The sequence below is a fragment of the Nonomuraea africana genome (genome assembly GCF_014873535.1).
GTDB classification, from domain to species: Bacteria; Actinomycetota; Actinomycetes; order Streptosporangiales; family Streptosporangiaceae; genus Nonomuraea; species Nonomuraea africana.
Genome location: NZ_JADBEF010000002.1, coordinates 38984 through 59223 on the forward strand (window position 1 = coordinate 38984; position 20240 = coordinate 59223).

Annotated in this window: 20 protein-coding genes; 12 read left to right on the forward strand and 8 right to left on the reverse strand. The window is 70.4% G+C overall.

All coding sequences use genetic code 11. The annotated features are described in order from the left end of the window. Positions 1–11 precede the first annotated feature (11 nt). From H4W81_RS46070 to H4W81_RS46085, 4 genes are all read right to left on the reverse strand, one after another. Positions 12–851: a hypothetical protein gene (locus H4W81_RS46070; protein ID WP_192781544.1), complete on the reverse strand. Its 840-nt coding sequence runs from the start codon at positions 849–851 to the stop codon at positions 12–14. Positions 852–925: 74 nt separating this feature from the next. Beyond that, positions 926–1279, reverse strand: coding sequence for a hypothetical protein (locus H4W81_RS46075; RefSeq protein WP_192781545.1), 354 nt, complete (start codon positions 1277–1279; stop codon positions 926–928). Between the two features lie 95 nt (positions 1280–1374). Continuing rightward, complete coding sequence (locus H4W81_RS46080; RefSeq protein ID WP_192781546.1) at positions 1375–1707, reverse strand: hypothetical protein; 333 nt, start codon at positions 1705–1707, stop codon at positions 1375–1377. Next, positions 1704–1865 (reverse strand): hypothetical protein, encoded by a 162-nt coding sequence (locus H4W81_RS46085; RefSeq protein WP_192781547.1) that lies wholly within the window; start codon positions 1863–1865, stop codon positions 1704–1706. The genes H4W81_RS46080 and H4W81_RS46085 overlap by 4 nt, the downstream gene beginning before the upstream one ends. A gap of 157 nt (positions 1866–2022) precedes the next feature. On the opposite strand from H4W81_RS46085, the gene H4W81_RS46090 reads away from it, so the two are divergent. From H4W81_RS46090 to H4W81_RS46105, 4 genes are all read left to right on the forward strand, one after another. After that, positions 2023–2619, forward strand: coding sequence for a phage tail tube protein (locus H4W81_RS46090; RefSeq protein WP_192781548.1), 597 nt, complete (start codon positions 2023–2025; stop codon positions 2617–2619). A 90-nt stretch (positions 2620–2709) separates the two neighbouring features. Then, the gene (locus H4W81_RS46095) at positions 2710–3015 is read left to right on the forward strand and encodes a DUF6504 family protein (RefSeq protein ID WP_192781549.1); all 306 of its coding nucleotides are present in this window, start codon (positions 2710–2712) and stop codon (positions 3013–3015) included. 102 nt (positions 3016–3117) lie between these two features. Beyond that, positions 3118–3714, forward strand: coding sequence for a hypothetical protein (locus H4W81_RS46100; RefSeq protein ID WP_192781550.1), 597 nt, complete (start codon positions 3118–3120; stop codon positions 3712–3714). 80 nt (positions 3715–3794) lie between these two features. After that, a complete protein-coding gene (locus H4W81_RS46105; RefSeq protein ID WP_192781551.1) occupies positions 3795–3932 on the forward strand; it encodes a hypothetical protein in 138 nt (45 codons plus the stop codon). Positions 3933–4026: 94 nt separating this feature from the next. Here H4W81_RS46105 and H4W81_RS46110 read toward each other — a convergent pair whose 3' ends face one another. Genes H4W81_RS46110 through H4W81_RS46125 form a run of 4 tightly spaced genes read right to left on the reverse strand, consistent with a single transcriptional unit; the run spans position 4027 to position 6910 of the window. Further along, on the reverse strand, positions 4027–5031 hold the full coding sequence (locus H4W81_RS46110; RefSeq protein ID WP_192781552.1) for a carbohydrate binding domain-containing protein: 1005 nt from the start codon (positions 5029–5031) through the stop codon (positions 4027–4029). Continuing rightward, positions 5031–6194 (reverse strand): hypothetical protein, encoded by a 1164-nt coding sequence (locus tag H4W81_RS46115; RefSeq protein ID WP_192781553.1) that lies wholly within the window; start codon positions 6192–6194, stop codon positions 5031–5033. The genes H4W81_RS46110 and H4W81_RS46115 overlap by 1 nt, the downstream gene beginning before the upstream one ends. A gap of 18 nt (positions 6195–6212) precedes the next feature. Next, a complete protein-coding gene (locus H4W81_RS46120; RefSeq protein ID WP_192781554.1) occupies positions 6213–6563 on the reverse strand; it encodes a hypothetical protein in 351 nt (116 codons plus the stop codon). Further along, complete coding sequence (locus H4W81_RS46125; RefSeq protein WP_192781555.1) at positions 6560–6910, reverse strand: hypothetical protein; 351 nt, start codon at positions 6908–6910, stop codon at positions 6560–6562. Before H4W81_RS46125 ends, H4W81_RS46120 begins: the two co-directional genes overlap by 4 nt. 97 nt (positions 6911–7007) lie before the next feature. Here H4W81_RS46125 and H4W81_RS46130 point away from each other — a divergent pair, with 97 nt between their 5' ends. The 8 genes from H4W81_RS46130 (at position 7008) to H4W81_RS46165 (ending at position 20172) form a co-directional block, all read left to right on the forward strand. Next, positions 7008–11711 (forward strand): hypothetical protein, encoded by a 4704-nt coding sequence (locus tag H4W81_RS46130; protein ID WP_192781556.1) that lies wholly within the window; start codon positions 7008–7010, stop codon positions 11709–11711. 11 nt (positions 11712–11722) lie between these two features. Next, complete coding sequence (locus tag H4W81_RS46135; RefSeq protein ID WP_192781557.1) at positions 11723–13984, forward strand: fibronectin type III domain-containing protein; 2262 nt, start codon at positions 11723–11725, stop codon at positions 13982–13984. Between the two features lie 79 nt (positions 13985–14063). After that, on the forward strand, positions 14064–14234 hold the full coding sequence (locus tag H4W81_RS46140; protein WP_192781558.1) for a hypothetical protein: 171 nt from the start codon (positions 14064–14066) through the stop codon (positions 14232–14234). 38 nt (positions 14235–14272) lie between these two features. Further along, positions 14273–14545, forward strand: a complete 273-nt coding sequence (locus H4W81_RS46145; protein ID WP_192781559.1) for a hypothetical protein — start codon at positions 14273–14275, stop codon at positions 14543–14545. Next, the gene (locus H4W81_RS46150) at positions 14545–15012 is read left to right on the forward strand and encodes a hypothetical protein (RefSeq protein WP_192781560.1); all 468 of its coding nucleotides are present in this window, start codon (positions 14545–14547) and stop codon (positions 15010–15012) included. Before H4W81_RS46145 ends, H4W81_RS46150 begins: the two co-directional genes overlap by 1 nt. Before the next feature lie 64 nt (positions 15013–15076). Next, the gene (locus H4W81_RS46155; protein ID WP_192781561.1) at positions 15077–17083 is read left to right on the forward strand and encodes a fibronectin type III domain-containing protein; all 2007 of its coding nucleotides are present in this window, start codon (positions 15077–15079) and stop codon (positions 17081–17083) included. Positions 17084–17175: 92 nt separating this feature from the next. Next, positions 17176–19725 carry a fibronectin type III domain-containing protein gene (locus H4W81_RS46160; protein WP_192781562.1) on the forward strand — a complete coding sequence of 850 codons (2550 nt, stop codon included), beginning with the start codon at positions 17176–17178 and terminating at the stop codon, positions 19723–19725. Between the two features lie 21 nt (positions 19726–19746). After that, positions 19747–20172, forward strand: a complete 426-nt coding sequence (locus H4W81_RS46165) for a hypothetical protein (protein ID WP_192781563.1) — start codon at positions 19747–19749, stop codon at positions 20170–20172. Positions 20173–20240: the final 68 nt, after the last annotated feature.

Consider the following 20240-nt stretch of genomic DNA (forward strand, 5'->3'; position numbering starts at 1 on the left):
GTCCTTGTAGGTCAGGAGGCGTGGCGGGTGAGCGCTTGGGCGAGCGGAGTGGCGGAGATCCAGGCGCGCGGGTCGGGCACTGCGAGGTCGGCTTCCTGCAGCGGCGCGGGCCTGTTCGGGTCACTGGTGAGGGCGGCGGCCGGGTCGCCGAGGATGTGCCGGATCAGGTCGTTGGTGATCGTGGCGGCGTTGACGTCGAGCCAGGCGAGCGCCATGCACGTGTCGTAGAGGTCCAGGCTGGTGATGGGCTGGTCGCGGCCGTACGGGTCGTGCCATGTCTGGGTCTGGTGGAGGCGTGCCAGCCAGTCCATGGGCCGGATCGGTACGGGCGGCTCGGCGGCTCGCCGGGGGTGGATGGGCCACAGGACGTGGACGGCTTCCCCGTCCGTGAGGTCGTGGCCCCACACGCCGTAGTGGTGCTCACCGTCCGGGTCGTAGTAGCGGTGGTCCATGACGGGGTCGAGCGGCGCGTACATGGTGTCGTCCCCGAGGCCGTCAGTCGGGATCACGACCGGCAGGTTCGGGTCGAGCAGTTCGGCGTAGGTCAGGCTCGTGGCGAGCTGGGCGACCGTGGGGGCCTTGTGGATGTCGCGGGCGGTGACGTCGTCGGAGGGGTTGCGGGTGAGGGCGGCGACGGCCGGTCCGTCGCTCGGGTTGCGGGTGAGGCGGCCAACGGGGCAGACGTGGTCGTCGGACTCGACGGTCTGGAGGTGGCCGAAGCGGATGGTCGTGGCGAGCGGGCGTGCCCAAAGGTCGACGGGTGAGGACACCATGACAGGCAGGCAGGCGAACAGGTCATGGGCGAAGATCGCGGTCAGGGCAGCGCGCAGCAGAGCGACGGTGACGATCACGGGTTGTGCTCCAGCGTGGGGAGGGGCGGCCCCCGCCCGGGAGTAGGCGGGCGGGGACCGGAGGGGCGGCCGGGTTAGACGAGGGCGGCGTAAAGGCGGTCGGTATCGACGCCGACCTTGTGCGCGGCGGTGATGGCGGCCATGACGATCTCGGTGCGCCACTCGACCGTGAATGTCGTCTCGGCGATGCTGCCGTGCCGATATGTGTCCTGGCCGTCACGGATCTCGCCGGGGCCGAAGTCGCGCAGGGTGACGTCGCCGGAGCCCTCGTGGATCTCGACCTGGATGCCGTGGGCGCGGTAGACGCGGGTGAAGATCGCGTCGTAGGTGCCCATCTCCTCGGGGTCGACGCCGTGGTCGGTGAAGCCGAGGGCGGTCAGTTCGGCGGCGAGGTGACCGGCGTAGGGGCGCATGGGGTTGGTGCTCATTGGGGGTCCTTTCAGTCCTGGGGCTTGTCGGTGTGAGGTCGGGGCCGCATCCCCTCGCTCACACTTAGAACTGTAGGGGATATTTACTGTCCTGTCTAGTCGGGTGGGCCGATCCGGTGGAACATCGCCTCAAGCTCGGCCAACAGGTCGCCGTCCTCCCCCGGTTCGTCGACCAGGAGCGCCAGCACAGCGATGTCGCGCGGCGACAGACGGCAGCCGCGTTTGCCGGTGCGGGCAGCGACCGCGACCGGCCGCAGGATCGTGGTGAAGGTGTCCAGCCGCTGCGCGAGCCGACGCCGCTCCCGATCCCCCTCACGGCGTCCGACCCGGCTCCCCACCAGGAACGCCAGATAGGCGACCGCCATCAGCGGCAACGCCGCCACGACGAACACGCGCAGGCCCGCCTCCACGAGCTCGGCCCCGATCACGCCTGCTCCCAATGCCAGTCCAGGTAGTGCCGGTGCTGACCCGCACGGGCGGCCTGGCCGGTCGGGGCGGGCTGCCACTCGCCGAGCGTCTGGCATGGCCGCAGGAAGCAGCGCCATCGAGGCGCCGGGGCGGCGGTCTGCGTTCTGGTCTGGGTCATGGGCGGACGTGTACCGGAACGGCACGCTTACGTCCTTTCGGGCTGGTCAACGCGACGTAAGCCCGGTCCATCCCTACTGTCCCCCGCTGGGTCCCCAACCTGACACACCCTCGGCCGTTCGCGCCGCGGGTGCTGAGCGGCTTAGGGGGGACCCCGCATGGGTGCCGAGAACGTCTTTATCCCGCAGCAGGCCAGGCTGTGGCTCGCGCCGGTCGGCACTACCGCCCCGGACGGGCCGGCGCCTACCATGCCGGACGGCTGGTACGACGTCGGCCTGTTCACACCCGACTCCTACAACTGGAAGACCGACCCGAAGTTCGAGGAGACCAGGGCGCACCAGTCCAACTACGCCGTCCGTAGGTGGCAGACGGAGGACGCGGCCACGATCGAGGTCAACCTCCTGGAGTGGACGCTGAGCTCGTTTAGGGCGGTGTACGGCGGCGGCACGATCGAGAAGGTCACCCCCAGCGGGGGCGGCGCTGCCTACTACAAGTTCACGCCCCCCAGCATCGGCGGCAGGACCGAGGTCGCCGCCTGCATCGAGCTGGCGGACGGCACGCGCAAGCTGCGCCGGATGGTGCCGCGAGCCCAGCAGGTCGAGGGCGTCGAGCAGTCCTTCGAGAAGACCAGCGCCAGCACGCTGCCGCTGCGCATGTCGGTGCTCGGCGGCGACATCGGCGCCCCGTACTACGACATGATGAACGGCGAGTGGGCCGCGTTCGCGCCGCCCACCACGCCCCCGCCCACCCCGTAACTCGAGCACCCGGAGGGGCCCGCCGCACCATGGCGGGCCCCTCCTGCCATCTTCCAGAGGCCGGGACCGCAGAGGACTACATTGGCTGAGATGAAGGTGGTCAACCAGCTCGTCGCCGTCGAGACCGAGGCGGACGACGACGCCCCGTACCCGCTCGGCCGGCCAACCACGTTCACCTGGGAACGCCCAGGCGGGAAGCGCGTCTACAGGGTCCGCGAGATCCTCGGAAGCTGGGCCACCTCCCGCCTGTGGTGGACCGACAACCTGCCCCACGACGCGCCGCTCGACATCTGGCACTACCGGCTCGAAGCCCAGTCGCCGCAAGGCTCAGGCGTGCTCGTTCTCACCCTTGACGTGGCCCGCCAGGAGTGGCGGCTGACCGGTTTCGAGGACTGAGCTTCCCATACGGGAAGCCCTCCACCGGCCGGGGAGACGCAAGGCGAGAGTTGCTCTACCGTCCAGCCCCGATCAGCCACCTGACGATGGAGGACCACGGGGATGCATGACCTCGACCTGGACCTGGACGCCGCCCGAGCGGAGCGCGGCGCGGCGGCCGCCGACTACTTCCCGCTGAAGTTCCGTAAGAAGGTCATCTGCCAGCTGCCGACAGAGCTGCCGCTCGACGTCCTCGAACCTCTCACCAACGTCGCCGTCGACCTCGGCCTGATCTTCCGGACCGCGATCGACGCCGCCAAGGCGCAGTCGCCCGAGGCCGCCACCATGTCCGTGCTCGACATGGCGGTGGACCAGTTCATCACGAACAAGCACCTGCCCGACCAGCTCATGGTGGCCGCCAAGGACATGGCCAAGCGGCTGCTCGGCGATGACGGCTTCACCGCGTTCCTGGCCGCCCGACCCTCCATCCACGACGTGGTGGCGCTCATCAAGGGCCTCATGAGGATCTACCGGCTGCGCCTGGGGGAATCCTCGCCGTCCTCCGACTCCTCGAGCGGTGGGACGACCTCGACGCCGATCTCGCCCATCACTACCCCGGGTTCGACTCCCGAGGCGCTTGGCGCCGCCCCGGCGATCCCGGCTTCTTCGGAGTACGGCGGCTACTCGCCCGAGCTGATCGGCTCCCGGCCGACTCCCTGATCCGCCTGACGGCGGAGCAGCGGGCGGATCCGTGGCCGCGCGAGTACGAGATCCTCACGCAGATCCTGGAGGAGCTGGCGGTGCTGGCGGCCGAGCATCGCAGGCCGAAACCGCGGGATGTGAAGCGGCCGGGCTGGGTGACGGGTTCGAGCGGCGGGAAGACCGGCATGGATCGAGCGTTCGCGGTGATGCAGTCGACTGCGAATGTGATCACCTGAAGGCGAAGGGGCGGACACCACGACTGGTGTCCGCCCCTTCGCCTTCAACCCCGAGCCGGGGCCGCGCCCACCCGGTTGATCGGCGATGGGCGTTTCAGATGGGTGTGACCTGGAGGTAGGCGCCTGTGTTGACGCGCACTGTGCCGCCGGTGGAGCTCCATACGCAGTCGTCGACGTAGACGACGCCGCCGGCCGCGTGCCCGTCAGCCACTTCCATACCGATGTGCGCGTACAACTCGATCGTGTCAGCGGGCGCCACGGCCTCGATCGAGTAGTGCGTCCATGATCCGGCCGGGAGGGGGTGCAGGTCGCTCACGCCGTCGATGCGGTTGCCCTGCGCGTCGTACCACGAGAGGCTGACTCCCGCCCGAGGGTGGCCGGTGGGCGAGTACAGCCACGCTTCGAGCCTCCAGCTGATCCCGGGTTCGGTCCCGTTCCAGTCGAATAAGACCGCGCGTTCTTCGCTGAGCGCTGCGAGTTTCCCGGAACGCTCTCCTGCGTGGGCGAAGTCTGTGCTCGCCGTGTCCAGGTCTGCGCCGTTGATCTGCCAGTACAGGGTGTCGTCGTTCTCGAAGGTGGTCTCTCGGCGGAAGGTTCCCTTGCCTACCCACAGCGCGACGGTCCCGGGCTCGAGGGCGAGGAACATCGTGTCCAATCCGCCGATGCTTTCGGTGGCGGTCGTCCAGTCGTGCACGGTGGCGTCCCACAGGTCCCCGTAGAGGGTGCGGCTCCCCGGCGTGCCGTCCTGCAGGGTCACCACTTCCGTGGTGGCGAATACCGCTGCGGGCCCGGTGAAGCCGAGGTCGGTGATCAGGCCTCGGGTGGAGATGGTCTCGGTCAGCAGGTTGAGCCGGTGAAGGCCGGGCTGCACGGGGACGGCCAGGCCGGGCAGCGCGGCCCACGTGCCGGGCTGGCCGTGCACGAAGTCGTTGGCGAGCGTCTTGCGGAAAGCGGCGGAGAACCGGCCTTCCTGCCCCGCCGCAGTGAGCTGCCGCAAGGTCCCGTCCGGTGCCGGGAAGAGGGCGACTTCCCCGGCGGCGGGCGGCTCGGGCGGGCTGGCCAGGACAGGCAGTCGCGGCACGGACAGGTGACGGCCCATCAGGAGGTCACCACCATCCGCACCGCCCCGGCCGCGACCGCGATGTCTGCGCGGACGGCGATCGTGTTCGCGTCGATGGTCTTGGAGTCGAGGCGGACGTGCTCCTTGGTCGTGGCGTCGCGGAAGCTCGGCTCGGTGACGTCTTCGGTGCCGAGGCCGTGGACGACGTTGGCCCACACGCCGGGTGTGAGGGCGGGCAGCGCGGCCGCGAAGGAGCCGCCGACGCCGAGCGCGGCCCGTGCGGCGGCCGCGGTGGTGGCGCCGGTGCCGCCTTTGGCGATCGGCACCAGGCCCACGGTGATGCTGTCGGGGTTGACGGTGATCGAGGTGTCGGCGGCGACCACGTCGAGGTTGGCGCCGTTCTGGGCGAGGCCTGCGCCCGCCCCTCCGCCGCCACCACCGGCGAACTGTGCCCAGCTGATGGGGGTGGTGCCGGGGGTGATGGCGCCGTTGGTGGAGATCGCCCATCCGGTCTCGGCCAGCGTGGTGCCCTCGCTGACGAACACGAATGTGTTCGGCGCGAGCTGGTCGGTGGTGCGCGCCCACGCCCCCGCAGCCGCGGTGTAGAGGCCGTTGTCCGCGGCGTTGGTCTGGGCTTTGACGAGCACCCGGTCACCGGCCTGGAGGGTGACGCCGTCGATCGTCTGGAGGCCGGTCAGGGTGACGTTGGCGAGCGTGCCCGCTCGTACGGCGGGCTTCACGCTGATGCCGGCGGCGGCGGCCTGCACGTCGGCCAGGCGGGCGGCGTCGTTCGGACCCTGGGGCGCGCCGACGTTGATCCATCGGTAGCCGCCCGCGTTCAAGTCCGCGCCAGGGGTGGCGAACTGGTCGAGCCGGTTGGCGCGCACCTGCGCTTGGAAGTCGCTAATCGTGCTGGCGGGCTGGGTACCGGTGTGGTTGCTGCGGGAGAGCGGGTCGGTCGCGAGCTTGGACAGGCTGATGCCGGCCCCGGCGGCGATCTTCGCGTTCGTGACCGCGCCGTCCGCGACGTCGTCGAACGCCGTCCAAGAGCCGCCGCTGGTGCGCCACTTCGCGCGGCCGCTGGCGGTGTCGCCCCACAGCTCGAACGTGACTGGGGCGGCGGGTTCGGCACCCGATGACGGCAGCACCAGGCCGGTCGGCGGGATCTGGTTGAAGCGGTGCTGTGAGTACCAGTTCGGCATGACGGTCCCCCGGTTGGATCAGGTGAGGCGGAGCGTGCCGGCCATCGGCACAGCCCAGGTGACGCGCACGGTGTGCTCGTCGGGGTATGACGGGTCGCCCTCGATCCGCTGCCCGCCGCTGGTGAAGCACGTGATGTTCGGCTGGCGGGCGAGTGGGTGTGACGCCTCCCATACGTCGGCTGGTGCGGCGAACACGACGTCGTGTTCGTAGGCGCCGCCTTCGGGTCCTGGCGGGCCGGGCTCGCCGCGTGGGCCTGCTGGTCCTTGGATGCCGGGCAGGCGGACGTGTACGAGGGTGGGCCGGGTCTCGACGTGGATGAGGGTGCGCTGCTCGACGGTGGAGACGATCACGGGGGTGTGCAGGGTCACAGCGTCACCCCTGGCTTGACCGTGACCGGCCCTTCGATGAGCCGGTTGTCGTCGCCGCCCGGCGGGGTGAGGAGCAGGTCGTAGACGCCGCGATCCCAGGCGAAGGCGCGGGTGACGGCTGCAGGGAGGCGGAGCTGGAGGTGGCCCGCTGGCCCGTCGATGGTGATGCCGCCGCCCTGGTCACTGGTGAGCCGGTGCAGCAGGGTCTGCGAGCCGGGGCACGGCCGGATTTCCATGCGGGCGGTGTAGCCGGTCAGGTTCACGGTCCCGGCGTCGTCTGACAGGGCGAGCTCGTGCTCGAACGTGGCGCCCTGCTCGATGAGCAGGGCCAGGGATGCGGCAGTCACGGCCGGGATGGTGCCAGAGGGCTGGCGTTTATGTCCCTCCGCGCGACGTTAGCGCCGGTTTCCGCGACCCTCCCTCCGGCTTTTCGGGGGGTGGGGCGTGGACGAGCTGGGCGAAGGGATCGACGGCGGCCGGATCGATATCAAGGTCGTCGCTGATCTGTCAGAGGTCACTGAGGCGCGGCTGCAGCGCGAGGTGGACCGGCGGACGCGTGCGGTCAAGGCGAAGCTGCAGGCCGAGATTGACGCGCGACGGGTCCAGGCGGAGGCGTCGGCGGCGGCGCGGGTCGCCGAGCGGGAGACGCAGGTACGACTGCGGGCGACTGTTGATCGGGCCGGGCTGAGGCGCGATCTCGACGATGTCGGCCGCGGCGATGTGCGTGTCCGGGTCACGGCCGAGGTGGATCGTGGGCGGCTGCGCGACGACATGGACGCGGCGGCGCGGGACGCGGCCGCGACGGTGTCGGTGGGCGCCGACACCCGGCCCGCCGATGACGAGGTCGACCGGTTCCGTGGTGAGCAGCAGGACCAGCCGATCCGGCTTCCGTTCCAGATCGACATGCCGGACATGTCGCGGGTCGGCGACGTGCTGGCCAAGCTGGCGATCGCTCCCGCTGTCGCGGCCGGTGTGGGGTTCCTGGTGGGCACGGTCGGCCAGTTGACGGGTGGCCTGTTCGCTCTGGTCGCGGCCGCCGGGCAGGCAGGCGGGGCGCTGGCCGTACTCCCTGCTGCTGCCGGGGTGGCCGCGCAGGGCCTGGCTGGGCTGATGGTCGGGTTGACCGGTGTCGGCACAGCGTTGGGCGCGCTTTCGCAGGCCGACCAGGCAGCGGGCGCGTCAGCGGGGTCGGCGGCGGCGGCGCGTGAGGCGGCTGCGGCTCGGGTCGAGCAGGCGGCCGAGCGGATCAAGCAGGCTGAGCGTCGGGTGCGTGACACCCGCGAGGCGACCGTGGACGCCAACCGCGCGGTGCGAGACGCCGAGGAGCGGGTGCGGCAGGCGGTCGAGTCCGTTCAGGAGGCGCGGGAGAACTCCGGCAGGGTCGCCCAGGCGGTCTCGGACGCGGCCGCCAGGTCGTCGCAGCGGATCGCCGACGCCGAGCGCTCCTACGCCACGGCGGTGAAGGCGTCGCAACGCGCTCAGGAAGGTCTGAACGAGGCCCGCCGGGCGGCAAAGGAGCGACTCGAAGACTTGGCCCTGGCGGTCAAGGGCGGGGCGCTGGATGAGGAGTCGGCGCAGATCGGCATCGAGCGGGCCAAGGAGCGCCTGCAGAAGGTGATGGCCGACCCGTTCGCGTCCGACCTGGACAAACGCGAAGCGGATCTTGCGTTCCGGCAGGCGTTGCAGCGACTGGACGAGGTCAAGGAACGCAACGGCGACCTGAAGGAGGAGAAGGCCGACGCCGACGCCCGCGGCGTCGAGGGGTCCAAGGAGGTGCAGGCCGCTCAGGAGCAGCTCGCGGCCGCCCAGGAGCGGATCTTGGACGCGGAGCGCGCCATCGGTGAGGCGCGTAAGGAAGCCGCCCGGCAGGCCGAGGACGGGGCTCGCCGGATCGAGGCGGCCGACGAGGCGATCATCGAAGCCAAGCGGCGGGTGCGGGACGCCGAGGAGGCGTTGGAGCGGTCGCGCCGGTCTCGCCGCAACGCGGGAGAGGCGGCGCAGGACGCGCGCGCCGAGCTGGAGAAGGCGAAGAAGGAGCAGGCGGCCGCCAAGAAGGCCGCCGCTCAGCCCGTCTCCGGCGGGGGCGGCGGCGGCCGGGATCCGGTCGCTGAGGCGTTGGCCAAGCTGACGCCCTCGATGCGGGCGTTCGTGCTGTACCTGCACACCCAGGTGCGTCCGGCTCTCACCAGAATCCGGGAGGACACTCAGGAGGCGCTCGCGCCCGGCCTGCAGGCGGGCGTGCGGGCCGCGATGCCGGTGCTGGCCACGCTGCGCGGCAACCTCGCCATCACCGGCTCCACGCTCGGCGACATCGCCGAGGAGTTCGGCGAGTTCTTCGGCGGCAAGGCTTTCAACGCGGACCTGACGCAGATCATGGGCCGCAACAACCAGGCGCTCGGCCTGTTCGGCAAGGCCGGGGTGAGCGCTTTCAAGGGCCTCACCGACGTGTTCGTGGTGCTGTCGCCGTTCGTCGTCAAGTTCGCTGACCTCGTCGCGGACGGCGCCGACCGGTTCGCCGACCTGATGGGGGCCAACCGCGAGAGCGGCGCCATGGAGGACTTCTTCGAACGCGCGTGGGAGTCGGCGTCGAAGCTGTGGCGGATCGTCAAGAACGTCGCCTCCGGCTTGCTGTCGCTCGGCAAGGCGGCAGCCCCGTCCGGCGGCACCCTGCTGGAGGACCTGGCCCAAGGCGCGGAACAGTTCGCGAAGTGGGCGGCCGACCCGGCGACGCAGGAGAAGGCGCGCGCCTTCTTCGACGGGCTCATCCCGGTGATGCGGGAGCTGGGCGGGCTGCTGAAGGATCTGGGCGGGCTGGCCAAGACGTTCACCCTCGGCCTCGACCCCGGCACGCTGGAGGCGGTGCTCGGCGTCCTGCGCTGGATCGTCCAGGCGCTCGAGGGGCTGGCCGGCACGGAGGTCGGTGCGGCCCTGCTCACCATCGTCGGGCCGCTCGCCGCGCTGCTCCTGATCGTCGCCAAGTTCGCTGGGCTCGGCAACGCCATCAAGCTGCTCGGCCTGGCGGCGAAGGGCATCGGGCTGCTGGCCAAGGCGCCGCTCGGCGCCATCAAGGCCGGGATGGGCGCGGCCGACTTCGTCGGCGGGCTCGGCGGGCAGGGCAGAACCGGGAAGGACGGCGAGAAGACCGGGGCGTCTAAGGCGGGGGCGGCTGTCGCCGGCACTGCGGCCGCGCTCGCCGAAGGGTTCGGTTCCAAGCTCAAGGGCGTCCTGTCCAAGATCAACCTGTCCGGGGCGTTCCAGAAGATCAACCCGGCCAGCCTGATCGGCACGGTCACGTCGAAGATCAACCCGACGTCGTGGTTCTCGAAGATCAACCCGTCGAGCCTGGTCTCGCCCGGGAAGGGAGCGGCGGGCGCGGGCGCGAAGGTGGGCGGCGCGGTTGCCGCCGGTGCAGGCGCGGTCGCGGACTTCGCCAAGGACGGCGGCGCGAAGGTCGCCCAGTACGGCAAGGCCGCCGCGACGGCGGCCGCCGACGTCGGCAAGCTCGCGCTCGCCTACGGCTCGGTCGCCCTGCAGGCCGGTGCGGCGCAAACCAAGCAGCTGTTGGCGGCCACCGCGGCCGGTGTGGTGAAGGTGGCGACGGCGGCGTGGACGGGCGTGCAGTGGCTGCTCAACGCCGCCTTGAACGCGAACCCGATCGGGATCATCGTGCTGGCGATCGCTGCGCTCGTGGCGGGCGCCATCTGGGCCTACAACAACATCGAGTGGTTCCGCAACGGGGTGGACGCGGCATGGAAGGCCATCTCGACGGCGGTGCAGTGGGCGTGGAACAGCGTCATCAAACCTGCCCTGACGGCGCTGTGGGGCTACATCAAGAACACCCTGTGGCCGGTCCTGCAGCAGTTCTGGACGGCGCTGATCAAGCCGACGTGGGAAAACATCTCCAAGGCGATCAAGGCGGCGTGGGACGGCGTCATCAAGCCCGCCCTGTCCGCTTTGTGGGGGTTCATCAAGAACACGCTCGGTCCGGCCATGGCGTGGCTGTGGAACAACGCGATCAAGCCCGCGTGGGACGGCATCAGCAAGGCCATCGACTTCGCCTGGAACAAGCTCATCAAGCCGGGCCTGTCGGCGTTTTGGACGTTCATCACCAAGACGCTGCCGGACGGCTTCAAGTCGGGTGTCGCATTCATCGGCAAGATCTGGGACGGGCTGAAGGAGATCGCGAAGGCGCCGATCAAGTTCGTGGTCGAGACGATCTACAACAACGGCATCCGCGCCGCTTGGAACTGGATCGCCAAGAAGGTCGGCTTGGGCGAACTACCCAAGGTGAGTCTCGGCTTCGCGCGGGGCGGTATCGTGCCCGGCGGCTCCTACGGCGTGCTGCCTGGGTACGCGCCCGGCCGCGACACCATGCTCGCCGCAGTCTCGCCTGGAGAGGCGTGGCTGAGGCCGGAGGCGGCGCGCTGGCTCGGCGCCGGTTGGATCGGCGCTGTCAACGACTCCGCCCGCCGGGGCAGGCTGCCGCGCTTCGAGAAGGGCGGCACCGTCAAGAAGGGCAGCGGCGGCGACTCGTGGACCGAATGGTTCAAGAAGGGTGCCGCCTACCTGGCCGAGAAGACGCTGCAGCCGCTGAAGGCGCTCGCCGTCTCCGGCGCGGGCACGAAGACCGGCTGGCAGCAGATGGTCGGCCGGATCCCCGCCGGGCTGATCGACGGAGTCATCAGCTGGTTGCGCGCCAACGCCCCGGCCCCGAAGGCGCCCAGCAAGGGCGGCGGAAGCAAGCCCCGGACGGCGTACGCGATGGGCGGCATCGTCCCTGGCGGCTCCTACGGGGTGCTGCCTGGGTATGCGCCCGGCCGGGACACGATGCTCGCCGCGGTCTCCCCCGGTGAGGCGTGGCTGAGGCCGGAGGCTGCTCGCTGGCTCGGCTCGGGCTGGATCGGCGCCATCAACGACGCCGCTCGTCGGGGCCGGCTCGACCACTACGCCAACGGCGGCATCGTCGGCACCAGCTCGGCCGACCTGTACCGCGCCTCCCGGTCGGCGAGCCGGGCCCGGCCCGCCGATCAGCAGCAGGCCGGGAGCAGCAGCGGCAGCGCGACGGTGATCATCAACCCGCAGCCGGGCCAGGACGAGATCTCGATCGGCAACCAGGCCGCGCGCCGCCTAGGCGCTCTGATCAGGTAAAGGGGATCATCTTGGGAGTCATCAGCCAGGCCTACACCTTCGCGTCCTCGTCATCGACGACGACGAGTCTCACTTTCCCCGCAGCACAGGCCGGCCATCGCATCGTCGTGCTGGCCGCCGCGTTCAACACGCCCACGATGCTCACCTCCGGGTACGTCAAGCACGCGGCGGCGGACGGCTACGACCATGTCCACATCTATTCAAAGGTCGCGACCGGCGGCGAGACCCGCGTCGAGGTGTCTATGGGCACCGCCAGCGACGGCATGGTCCTTTTCTTGCAGGTCCGCGATGACTGCCGTGAGGTGCTGTTCGCGACCAGCGGCGATGCGTCCTCGGCGGCCACCACGATCAGCTGCACGCCGGTCAACGTGCCTGCCGGGATTGGGGTGGTGTTCGGCGTCTTCGAGCGGACCGGCAGGCTGTCTGTCACTCCCAATTGGTGGGAGCCGACCATGGCTGAGAACGACGTCAGCCAGGGCGGGTTCTCCACCCTGCAGAACGTCGCCCAGTTCTATGTGGGCGTGATGCCCTCGCCCGGCATGACGACGTTCCGCAGCAACCTGAACGGCGCGGGGTATGCGCAGGCGGCGTTCGTCGGGTTCGGCGTCACCGACGTGGTCGCCCCGACTCCGCCGCCGAACCTGCGCGCCACCACCGTGACCAACACCGCGGTGACGATCGGGTGGGATGCGGCCAGCGATGACAAGGGCGTCACTGGGTACGGCCTCTACGTCGACGGGGTGAAGAAGGGCGGCGACCAGAGCACGCTCACCTACACCTTCACCGGCCTGACCATGGGCAAGACGTACGCGCTCAGCGTCGACGCCCGCGACGCCGCCGGGAACCGGTCGCCCAAAAGCACGATCAGCGTCGTCGCGGTCACTGACACCACCCCGCCCACGACGCCCGCCAACCTGCGGGTGGCCGCCCTCGCCCACACCAGCGCCACCATCGCGTGGGACCCCTCCACCGACGACGTCGGCCTGACCGGGTACGGCATCTACCTCGACGGGGTGAAGAAGGGCGGCGACCAGCCCGACCTTGAACACACCTTCACCGGCCTGCCCCGCGGCAGCAGCCACACGGCCGGGGTGGACGCGGTCGACGCCAGCGGCAACCGGTCCACGCTCGCGGCCGTCGACTTCGTCACGCTGGCCGACACGCTGCCCTCGGCGCCGCCCGGTCTGACCGCGACTCCAGGCGTCGACCAGATCACCCTGGCGTGGCAGGCCGCCACCGACGATCTGGGGATCGCCCGCTACGAGGTCCTGCTCGACGGCGAGGTCACTGCCGCCACCGGCACGCTCGGATACGTCATCGAGGGCCTGGATCCGTCCACCGTCTACCAGGTCGGGGTGCGGGCCGTCGACGACGGCGGCGGCCGCGGACCGCTCGTCGAAGTGGAGGCGTTCACGCTGGCGGCCGACTGGGAGCCGCTCGCGACACCCGTCTACCGGCTGGAGGGGTGGACCGGTAACGCCCGGGACCGCTTCGGCGTGGACTGGGTTGTTCAGCGAGAGGAAGGCTGGTCGTCCTCGGCGCAGGTGCTTGCGCTGGACGCCGAGTCGGACTCGAGCGACGGCGGTTTCTCCGGCCCCGGCACCTACGGCGGCCGCCTGATCACGCTGGAGGGGACGGCGGTCGCCTCCTCGCGGCGGGAGATGCTCGCGGCGCAGGAGCGGATGACGGCCGTGCTGTACCCCCACCAGTTGGGGACGCTGCGGGTCCAGGAGGACAGGTCGACGCGGCAGGCTCGGGTACGGCTGGACGGCGCGGTGGAGATCTCCGACCGTGGCCAACTCGCCTTCGGGTGGGTGGTGACGTTGAAGGCGCCCGATCCGCGCCGTACCGCTGTGCGGCCGATCTACGACGAGGTGGCCGTGCCGGTGCTGCCGGGGTCGGCGTCGAGTGAGATCATCCTGGCGGGCGACTACCCGTGGATTCCGGCGCGGATCCGCATCTGGGGGCCCATCAAGGACTTCACGATCACGCACGAGCAGACCGGGCTGACCATCAAGTCGAAGCCGGGCACGAGCCTGCCCGCGGACTCCCGATACAGCCTCGACATCGATCTGGCGACGCGGCAGGTGTGGGCGTTCGTGCCGCCGGACGTGTGGCCGGAACCTCGGCCGGGCCGCGGCATGCTCGGCTCATTCCCTGCCCGGTTCGCGCTTCAGACAGGGGCGAACACGATCACGCTGGCCGGTCAGCCGGTCGCGGGCCAGACGGGCAGCCCGCGCATGGTGATCCAGGCGTGGGACGCCTGGAAGTAGCCGCCACAGTTCTGCGACGCAAACCAGGCGGGTCGGCATACTCCGGCCCGTCACACCCAGCCGCTTCACAGGGGGATTCATGGGCAAGTACACCGCTGTCGCCGACGATGTCGCATCCGGCACCGCGCTGAAGACCATCCTGCAGATCGCCAACCCGGCCGCCAACCCGGCCTCGCACCGGATCGCCGTCTACGGCTACCGGATCTCCTACCGGGCACCAACAGCGCCGCCCAGCCGGTCCGCACGCTGATCGCCCGGCAGACCGCGGCGGGCGGCGGCGGCGCCAGCGTGCCCGTCGCGGTCCCCGTCGCCAAGCTGGACCCGACGAACCCGGACTCGACCATCACCGCAGTCAAGGGCCCTGCCGCGGCATGGACCACGGAGCCGACGCTGGGCGAGGTGCTGTCCGCGCAGCGGCTGCACCCGCAGACGGGGATGGGGGAGTTCATCCCGCTCGGGGACGAGCTGATCGTCGCGCCCGGCGGGTGGCTGGCCGTCGTGGTGGTCGCGGCCGCCACCGTGGACGTGACCGCGCAGCTGTACTGGCGTGAGGGCCACTGATGGCTGAGCTGATCGAGAACTTCGACGACACCACGTATGTGGTGCCCATCACCGGCACCTGGGAGTGGACGTCCACGTCGCCCAGAGCGGGAGCCGGGTGTTTCCGCAGCGGCACCATCGGCCACAGCGCGTCGACGGACGCGACCGTGACCGCGCCGACCGGGGCGTCGAAGGTGAAGTTCTGGTACCGGGTGTCGTCGGAAGCCAGCTACGACTTCTTCCGCTTCCTCATCAACGGGGTCGAGAAGACCGAGGTGGCGGCCGCTGGTGCCGTGAGCTGGACAGAGTCGCCCGAGTTCCCGGTCGCGCCGGGCGACACGCTGACCTTCCGCTACTCCAAGGACAGCTCGAACGCGACGGGCGAGGATGCGGCGTTCATCGACGATTTGACGTTCACCGTGGATGGCCGGCCGATGCTGCCCAGATTCACCTACGCGGCAGCGGTTGCTCGCGCGTCGCGCTGGTGAGCCGCAACCCCCTCACCCCCCTTCCCGTTCGTACAGCCTGCCCCGAATGGTGAGGTGACCTGTCATGGCTCGCTACGGCCGCGCTTACCCGGCGCCGTCCAGGAGGATCGCGGCGCCGCTGTCGACGCTGCCGCCGCCGCCGGTGGATGTCCGGGTGACTGCGCTCGCGCCGAACGAGGTGTCGATCGCCTGGGATCCGCCCGAGGCCGGGGCGCTCGGGTTCGGTATCTATCTGGATGGCGTCAAGCAGGGCGACGACCAGACGGCCACCGTCGCCACCCTGGCCGGGCTGGTGGAGGGCCGCACCTACCTGATCGAGGTGGACTCGCTCACCGACGACGGCCGCTCCGACCGCGTGCCGCTCGTGGTCACGACGCCGGACGTGACCGCGCCCACCGTCCCGGTCGGGCTGCGGTTCGTCACCGCGACCAGGACCAGCTTGACCGTGGCATGGGAGCCGTCCACCGACAACGTGTCCGTCGTCGGCTACAGCCTCTATCTCGACGGCCAGCGCGTCGACAACGTCTCGGCCGACACCTTGGTCTATACCTACTATCAGCTGGCTGCAGGGACCAGCTACCTGGTGACCGTCGACGCGCTCGACCTGTCCGGGAACCGGTCGGCCGGCGCCATGTTGGACGTACAGACCGAGCGGGATCATCCTCCCTCGGCGCCGCCGAACCTGCGCGCCACCACCATCACCTACACCTCGATCGCGGTCTCGTGGGACGAGGCCGCCGACGAGGACCCCGTCACCGGCTACGACGTCGCCATCGACGGCGAGCTGGTGGCCACCAACCAGCCGCAGCGCACCGCGGCCTTCTCCGGCCTGGTGGAGAACACCGAGCACACGGTGCGCGTGTGGGCCGTCGACGCGGTCGGACAGCGCACCTCGCGCCCGGCCGAACTGGTGGTGCGCACCCTCGATGACACCCCGCCCACCGCGCCCGTCTTCGCTGTGACGGTCGGCGAGGAAGCCATCACCGTCGCTTGGGAGGCGTCCTCCGACGATTTCGGAGTGTCCGGGTATCGGATCGACGTCGACGGGGAGCCGGCGTGGTCGACGCCGGGCGTCGACTACACGGTGGACGGGCCGGTGACGCGCCGCCACACGGTCACCAGCCTGGCCCCTGGGGCGAACTACCGGGTGCGGGTGGTGGCGTTGGACGCGCTCGGCCAGGAGTCGGCCGACAACACCGTGGTGGTGCCCATGCCGCCACTGCCGTTCCTGCCGATCTCCTCGCCGGTCTACCGGCTCGGCCCGTGGGCCGGCAACGCGCGCGACGAGTTCGGCGTCGACTGGGTGGTGGAGGACGCGTCCGGGTGGGCGTCGACTCCGCCGGTGCGGCCCGCCTCGACGGTGCTCGGCGGCGTCGATGGGGCGTGGTCGGGGGCGGGCCAGTACGGCAGCCGCGTGATCACGCTGGAAGGCGTGGCGGTCGCCCCGTCGCAGGCGGCGATGCTGGCCGCCAAGCAGCGGCTGGTCGGCGTGCTGCATCCGCGTGATGTGGGGGTGCTGCGGGTCGAGGATGCGTTGCGCACCCGCCGGGCGCGGGTGCGGCTGGTCGGCGATGTGGAGGCGGTCGACCGGGGGCCACTGGCGTTCTCGTGGTCGATCACGTTGCAGGCGTCCGACCCGCGCAGATACGCCGTCCATCCCGTGTCCGCATCCGCAGTGGTCGGCTCGCTGCCGGGGCAGGCGTCGCTGGCTCTGTCCCTGTCGGGCACTTACCCGCAGATCCCGGCCCGGCTGCGCCTGTACGGGCCGATCAAGGACTGGACGATCACGCACGAGGAGTCGGGAACGGTGATGCGCGCGATGACCGGCGCCAGCCTTCCCCCCGATCCTCGCTACAGCCTCAGCTTCGACCTGGCCACCCGGCAGGTGCTCGCCCACGTGCCGCCCGACGTGTGGCCGGTGCCGCGGCCTGGCCGCTCAGCGGTGGCGCATCTGCCCGCCTGGTTCATGCTGCTGCCCGGCCTCAACACCCTCACCCTGTCCGGCCAGCCCCTGGCGGGCGCGTCAGGTCAGCCGCGGCTGGTGGTGGAGGCGTACGACGCCTGGGTGTAACCGCTCCCCTGGCCTGGACGAAGCGACCTAAGCCCCGCATCTCGGCATCCTCCCCTCCGGCACATCGCTCGAGGGATATCCGGGGGGATCCTGTGGGGCTGGTCAGATTCGTCACGCCATACACCACGACGTCGCCGTCGACATCGCACACCTACTACTACGGCAGCGCCAGCGGGGGGAACAGGATCGTCCTGTTCGTCCAGTCGTATGCGGGCGTGTCCAGCATCTCGGGCGGGTTCACCGAGCACGAGTGGGCGACTAACACGCTCGGCATCCGGATGCTGTCGAAAATCTCCTACGGCGGGGACTCCTCCGTCACTGTCAACACCACCGATGCGACGGACCGGATCTTCATCTGGGCCTACGAGCTGGACGACGCCGAGGTCTACTACGGCAGCGCCAGCGCGAAGGAGGGCGTCTCCTCCGCCTACTGGTCAGAGTCCGGGCTGCCGGATGGCTGCGTCGCCCTCATGGGCGTGTCGATGTACATCGCGGGCACCGACAACACCGGTGTCTCCTGGCCGTCCGATTTCACGCACAAGGGCTACACCTACCGGGACTGGTCCGATGGCGGCGGCTCGAAGCGGGTGTGGGGCGCCACCGCGGTCGACGAGTACGTGTCCGGTTCGATCTCGGTGTCCAAGCAGCTGATCTCGAATCAGCCGATCGGGACGTCGTATGCGTGGGCGGGCGGCGTGTGGGGGCCGAACCCGGACAACACGCCGCCGACCGACCCGACGAACCTGCGGTTGACCGCGATGACGCCCACCTCGGTGACGGTGACGTGGGATGCCTCTACCGACAGTGGGTCCGGCCTGTCGGGCTACACCTTCTACTTGAACGGCGTCGCCAAGGGGTCGACGAGCAGCCGGTCGGCGACGTTCTCGGGGCTCACCTCGGGGGTGTCGGTCACCATCCAGGTGGACGCCTACGACGCCAAGGGCAACCGGTCGGCCAAGGCCGAGCTGGTGGTCACTCCGATCAACGACACCACGCCGCCCATCGTCCCGCAGGTCAGGGTGACCGCCCTGGACGCGGGCAAGATCACGGTCGGCTGGGACACCCCTTACGACGAATCGTCGGTTGTTGGCTACGGCGTGTACCTGAACGGTGCGAAGCAGGGCGCTGACCAGACGGCCCGCACCAAGGCGTTCACGGGGTTGAGCGCCGGGGCGCTGTACACGATCAGCGTCGATGCCATCGACCTGCTCGGCAACCGGTCGGCGAGGGGAACGCGGACCGTCCGGGCGCAAGCTGACCGGACGCCGCCCACGCTGCCCGGCAGCGTGTCCGTGGTCGCCACCTCCAAGACCGCCATCACCCTGGCGTGGAATCCCAGCAGTGACGACAACGTCGGCGTCACCGGGTACGGCCTCTACCTGGGCAGTCTGCGCGTCGCCGAGATCCCGTCCCGCGTCTACACCTTCACCGGGCTCACCCCTGGCGTCTCCTACACGGTGGGTGTCGACGCCGTCGACGAGCTCGGCAACCGCTCCAACCGCGTCATGCAGTCGGCCACCACCCTGGAAGACACCTCGGGTGATGCCCCGCCGTACGAGTACGTCCTCTACGACTGGGACACCCATCTCCCCTTGGACTCGCTGCCGCTGCAGAACGTCAGCTTCGAGATCACCCTCAACGGCGGCGGCCAGCTCACCGCCGACATCCCGCTCTACGACTCCGCCTACACGGTCGGCCGCATCGCCGCCGCCACCCGCCCCGAACGGACCATGATCCTCGTCTACCGAGGCGAGCAACTGGTGTGGGGCGGCCGGATCGTCGACCCGCAGGACTACGACTCCGACTCCGGCGTGCTGAAGATCACCGCCGAGGAGTGCATCGCCATCTACGGCAAGCGCTACGTCGCCTTCACCGGCCCGCGCCCCGGCACCGTCCCGCACACCGAGGTGACGTGGCTGCTGGAGCACGCCGCCTCCCCCGCGGACCTGCGATGGCTCACCCAGGACGGCGTGGCCGGCACCGGCACCGTCGACCGGGAGTACCGCGCCGACGACTTCGTGCGCATCCTGGACGCGGTCGCGGACGTGGCGGCCGCGCCGGGCGGGTTCGACTGGTGGGTTCAGCCCTCCTGGGACGCCGTCAACGACAGGCCCCGCTTCGTGTTGCGCCGCGTCTCCCGCACCAGCCCGCCCGACACCGGCCTGACGCTCGAGTATCCGGGCAACGTGCGTGGCTTCTCCCGCTCGACGCGGCGAGGCCTGGCGACCAGGACGTGGGGGCAGCTGCGCCGCCCGGACGGCGGCGTCATGCTCGCCTCGGTCACCCGCAATGACCTGCTGTCGGACGGGTGGCCGCTGATCGAGGAGGCATGGCAGTTCGACGGCCTCACCTCGCAGGCGGCGCTGGATGCCGAGACACAGCGGGCGTCGGATGCGTCGGCGGGCGCCAAGCAGGTGTTCGAGTTTGTGCTGGCGATCACGCCGGACGTGCGCTGGTGGCAGTGGGAGCTCGGCGGCCAGGCGCGCGTCGTCATCACCGACCACATCTATCCGGCCCAACCGGACGGCGCTCCCGGCCTGGACCGGCCGATGAAGATCGTGTCGCTGAAGGTGCAGCCCGACAGCAACGAGGGCGAGTTGGTGACGGTCACGACGGGCGAGCACACCGTCGCCGTCGACTAGAAGCAGAAGGAGGGGTGCGGCGTGGCGAAGATCAGTCCCGGGGACCTGCAGCAGGCGGACCTGGTGCGCATCATCTCCGATCTACAGGCTCGGGTGAAGGCGCTGGAGTTGCAGGCGGGGGTGCGGTCGGTGACGTTCGTCGCCGACTCCACCAGCACGTCGTCGACGACGTTGACGAGGATGGCGTGGACGACGTTCCCCCGGTCGGGGTCGTCGGTGACGGTTGATGTGTCGGTCACACTGTCGGGCGCGACGTCGTGTGAGGTGGCGGTGCGCGCGGACGGGACGCAGATCGGCTCTCGAACGGTGACGGCGTCCGGGGTGGCGACGGTGTCGGGGTTCCTTCCTCCGGCGTGGGCGTTCGGCGCGCGGAAGGTGGTGGACGTGCAGGTGAAGGTCAACAGCGGGTCCGCGACGGTGGCGGTGGTGGGCGGCTGGCATCGGTGACCGCTGGCCGCAACCTCGGATGGCCGATATACATCCGCCGCACGGCCGGTAGAGCGGCTCGTCCTGGG

Coding starts and splice junctions, on each gene's coding strand:
- H4W81_RS46095 (WP_192781549.1), top strand. CDS start 2,710: ATGAAGGTGGTCAACCAGCTCGTCGCCGTCGAGACCGAGGCGGACGAC.
- H4W81_RS46155 (WP_192781561.1), top strand. CDS start 15,077: ATGGCTCGCTACGGCCGCGCTTACCCGGCGCCGTCCAGGAGGATCGCG.
- H4W81_RS46075 (WP_192781545.1), bottom strand. CDS start 1,279: ATGAGCACCAACCCCATGCGCCCCTACGCCGGTCACCTCGCCGCCGAA.
- H4W81_RS46085 (WP_192781547.1), bottom strand. CDS start 1,865: ATGACCCAGACCAGAACGCAGACCGCCGCCCCGGCGCCTCGATGGCGC.
- H4W81_RS46140 (WP_192781558.1), top strand. CDS start 14,064: ATGGGCAAGTACACCGCTGTCGCCGACGATGTCGCATCCGGCACCGCG.
- H4W81_RS46110 (WP_192781552.1), bottom strand. CDS start 5,031: ATGGGCCGTCACCTGTCCGTGCCGCGACTGCCTGTCCTGGCCAGCCCG.
- H4W81_RS46100 (WP_192781550.1), top strand. CDS start 3,118: ATGCATGACCTCGACCTGGACCTGGACGCCGCCCGAGCGGAGCGCGGC.
- H4W81_RS46090 (WP_192781548.1), top strand. CDS start 2,023: ATGGGTGCCGAGAACGTCTTTATCCCGCAGCAGGCCAGGCTGTGGCTC.
- H4W81_RS46115 (WP_192781553.1), bottom strand. CDS start 6,194: ATGCCGAACTGGTACTCACAGCACCGCTTCAACCAGATCCCGCCGACC.
- H4W81_RS46150 (WP_192781560.1), top strand. CDS start 14,545: ATGGCTGAGCTGATCGAGAACTTCGACGACACCACGTATGTGGTGCCC.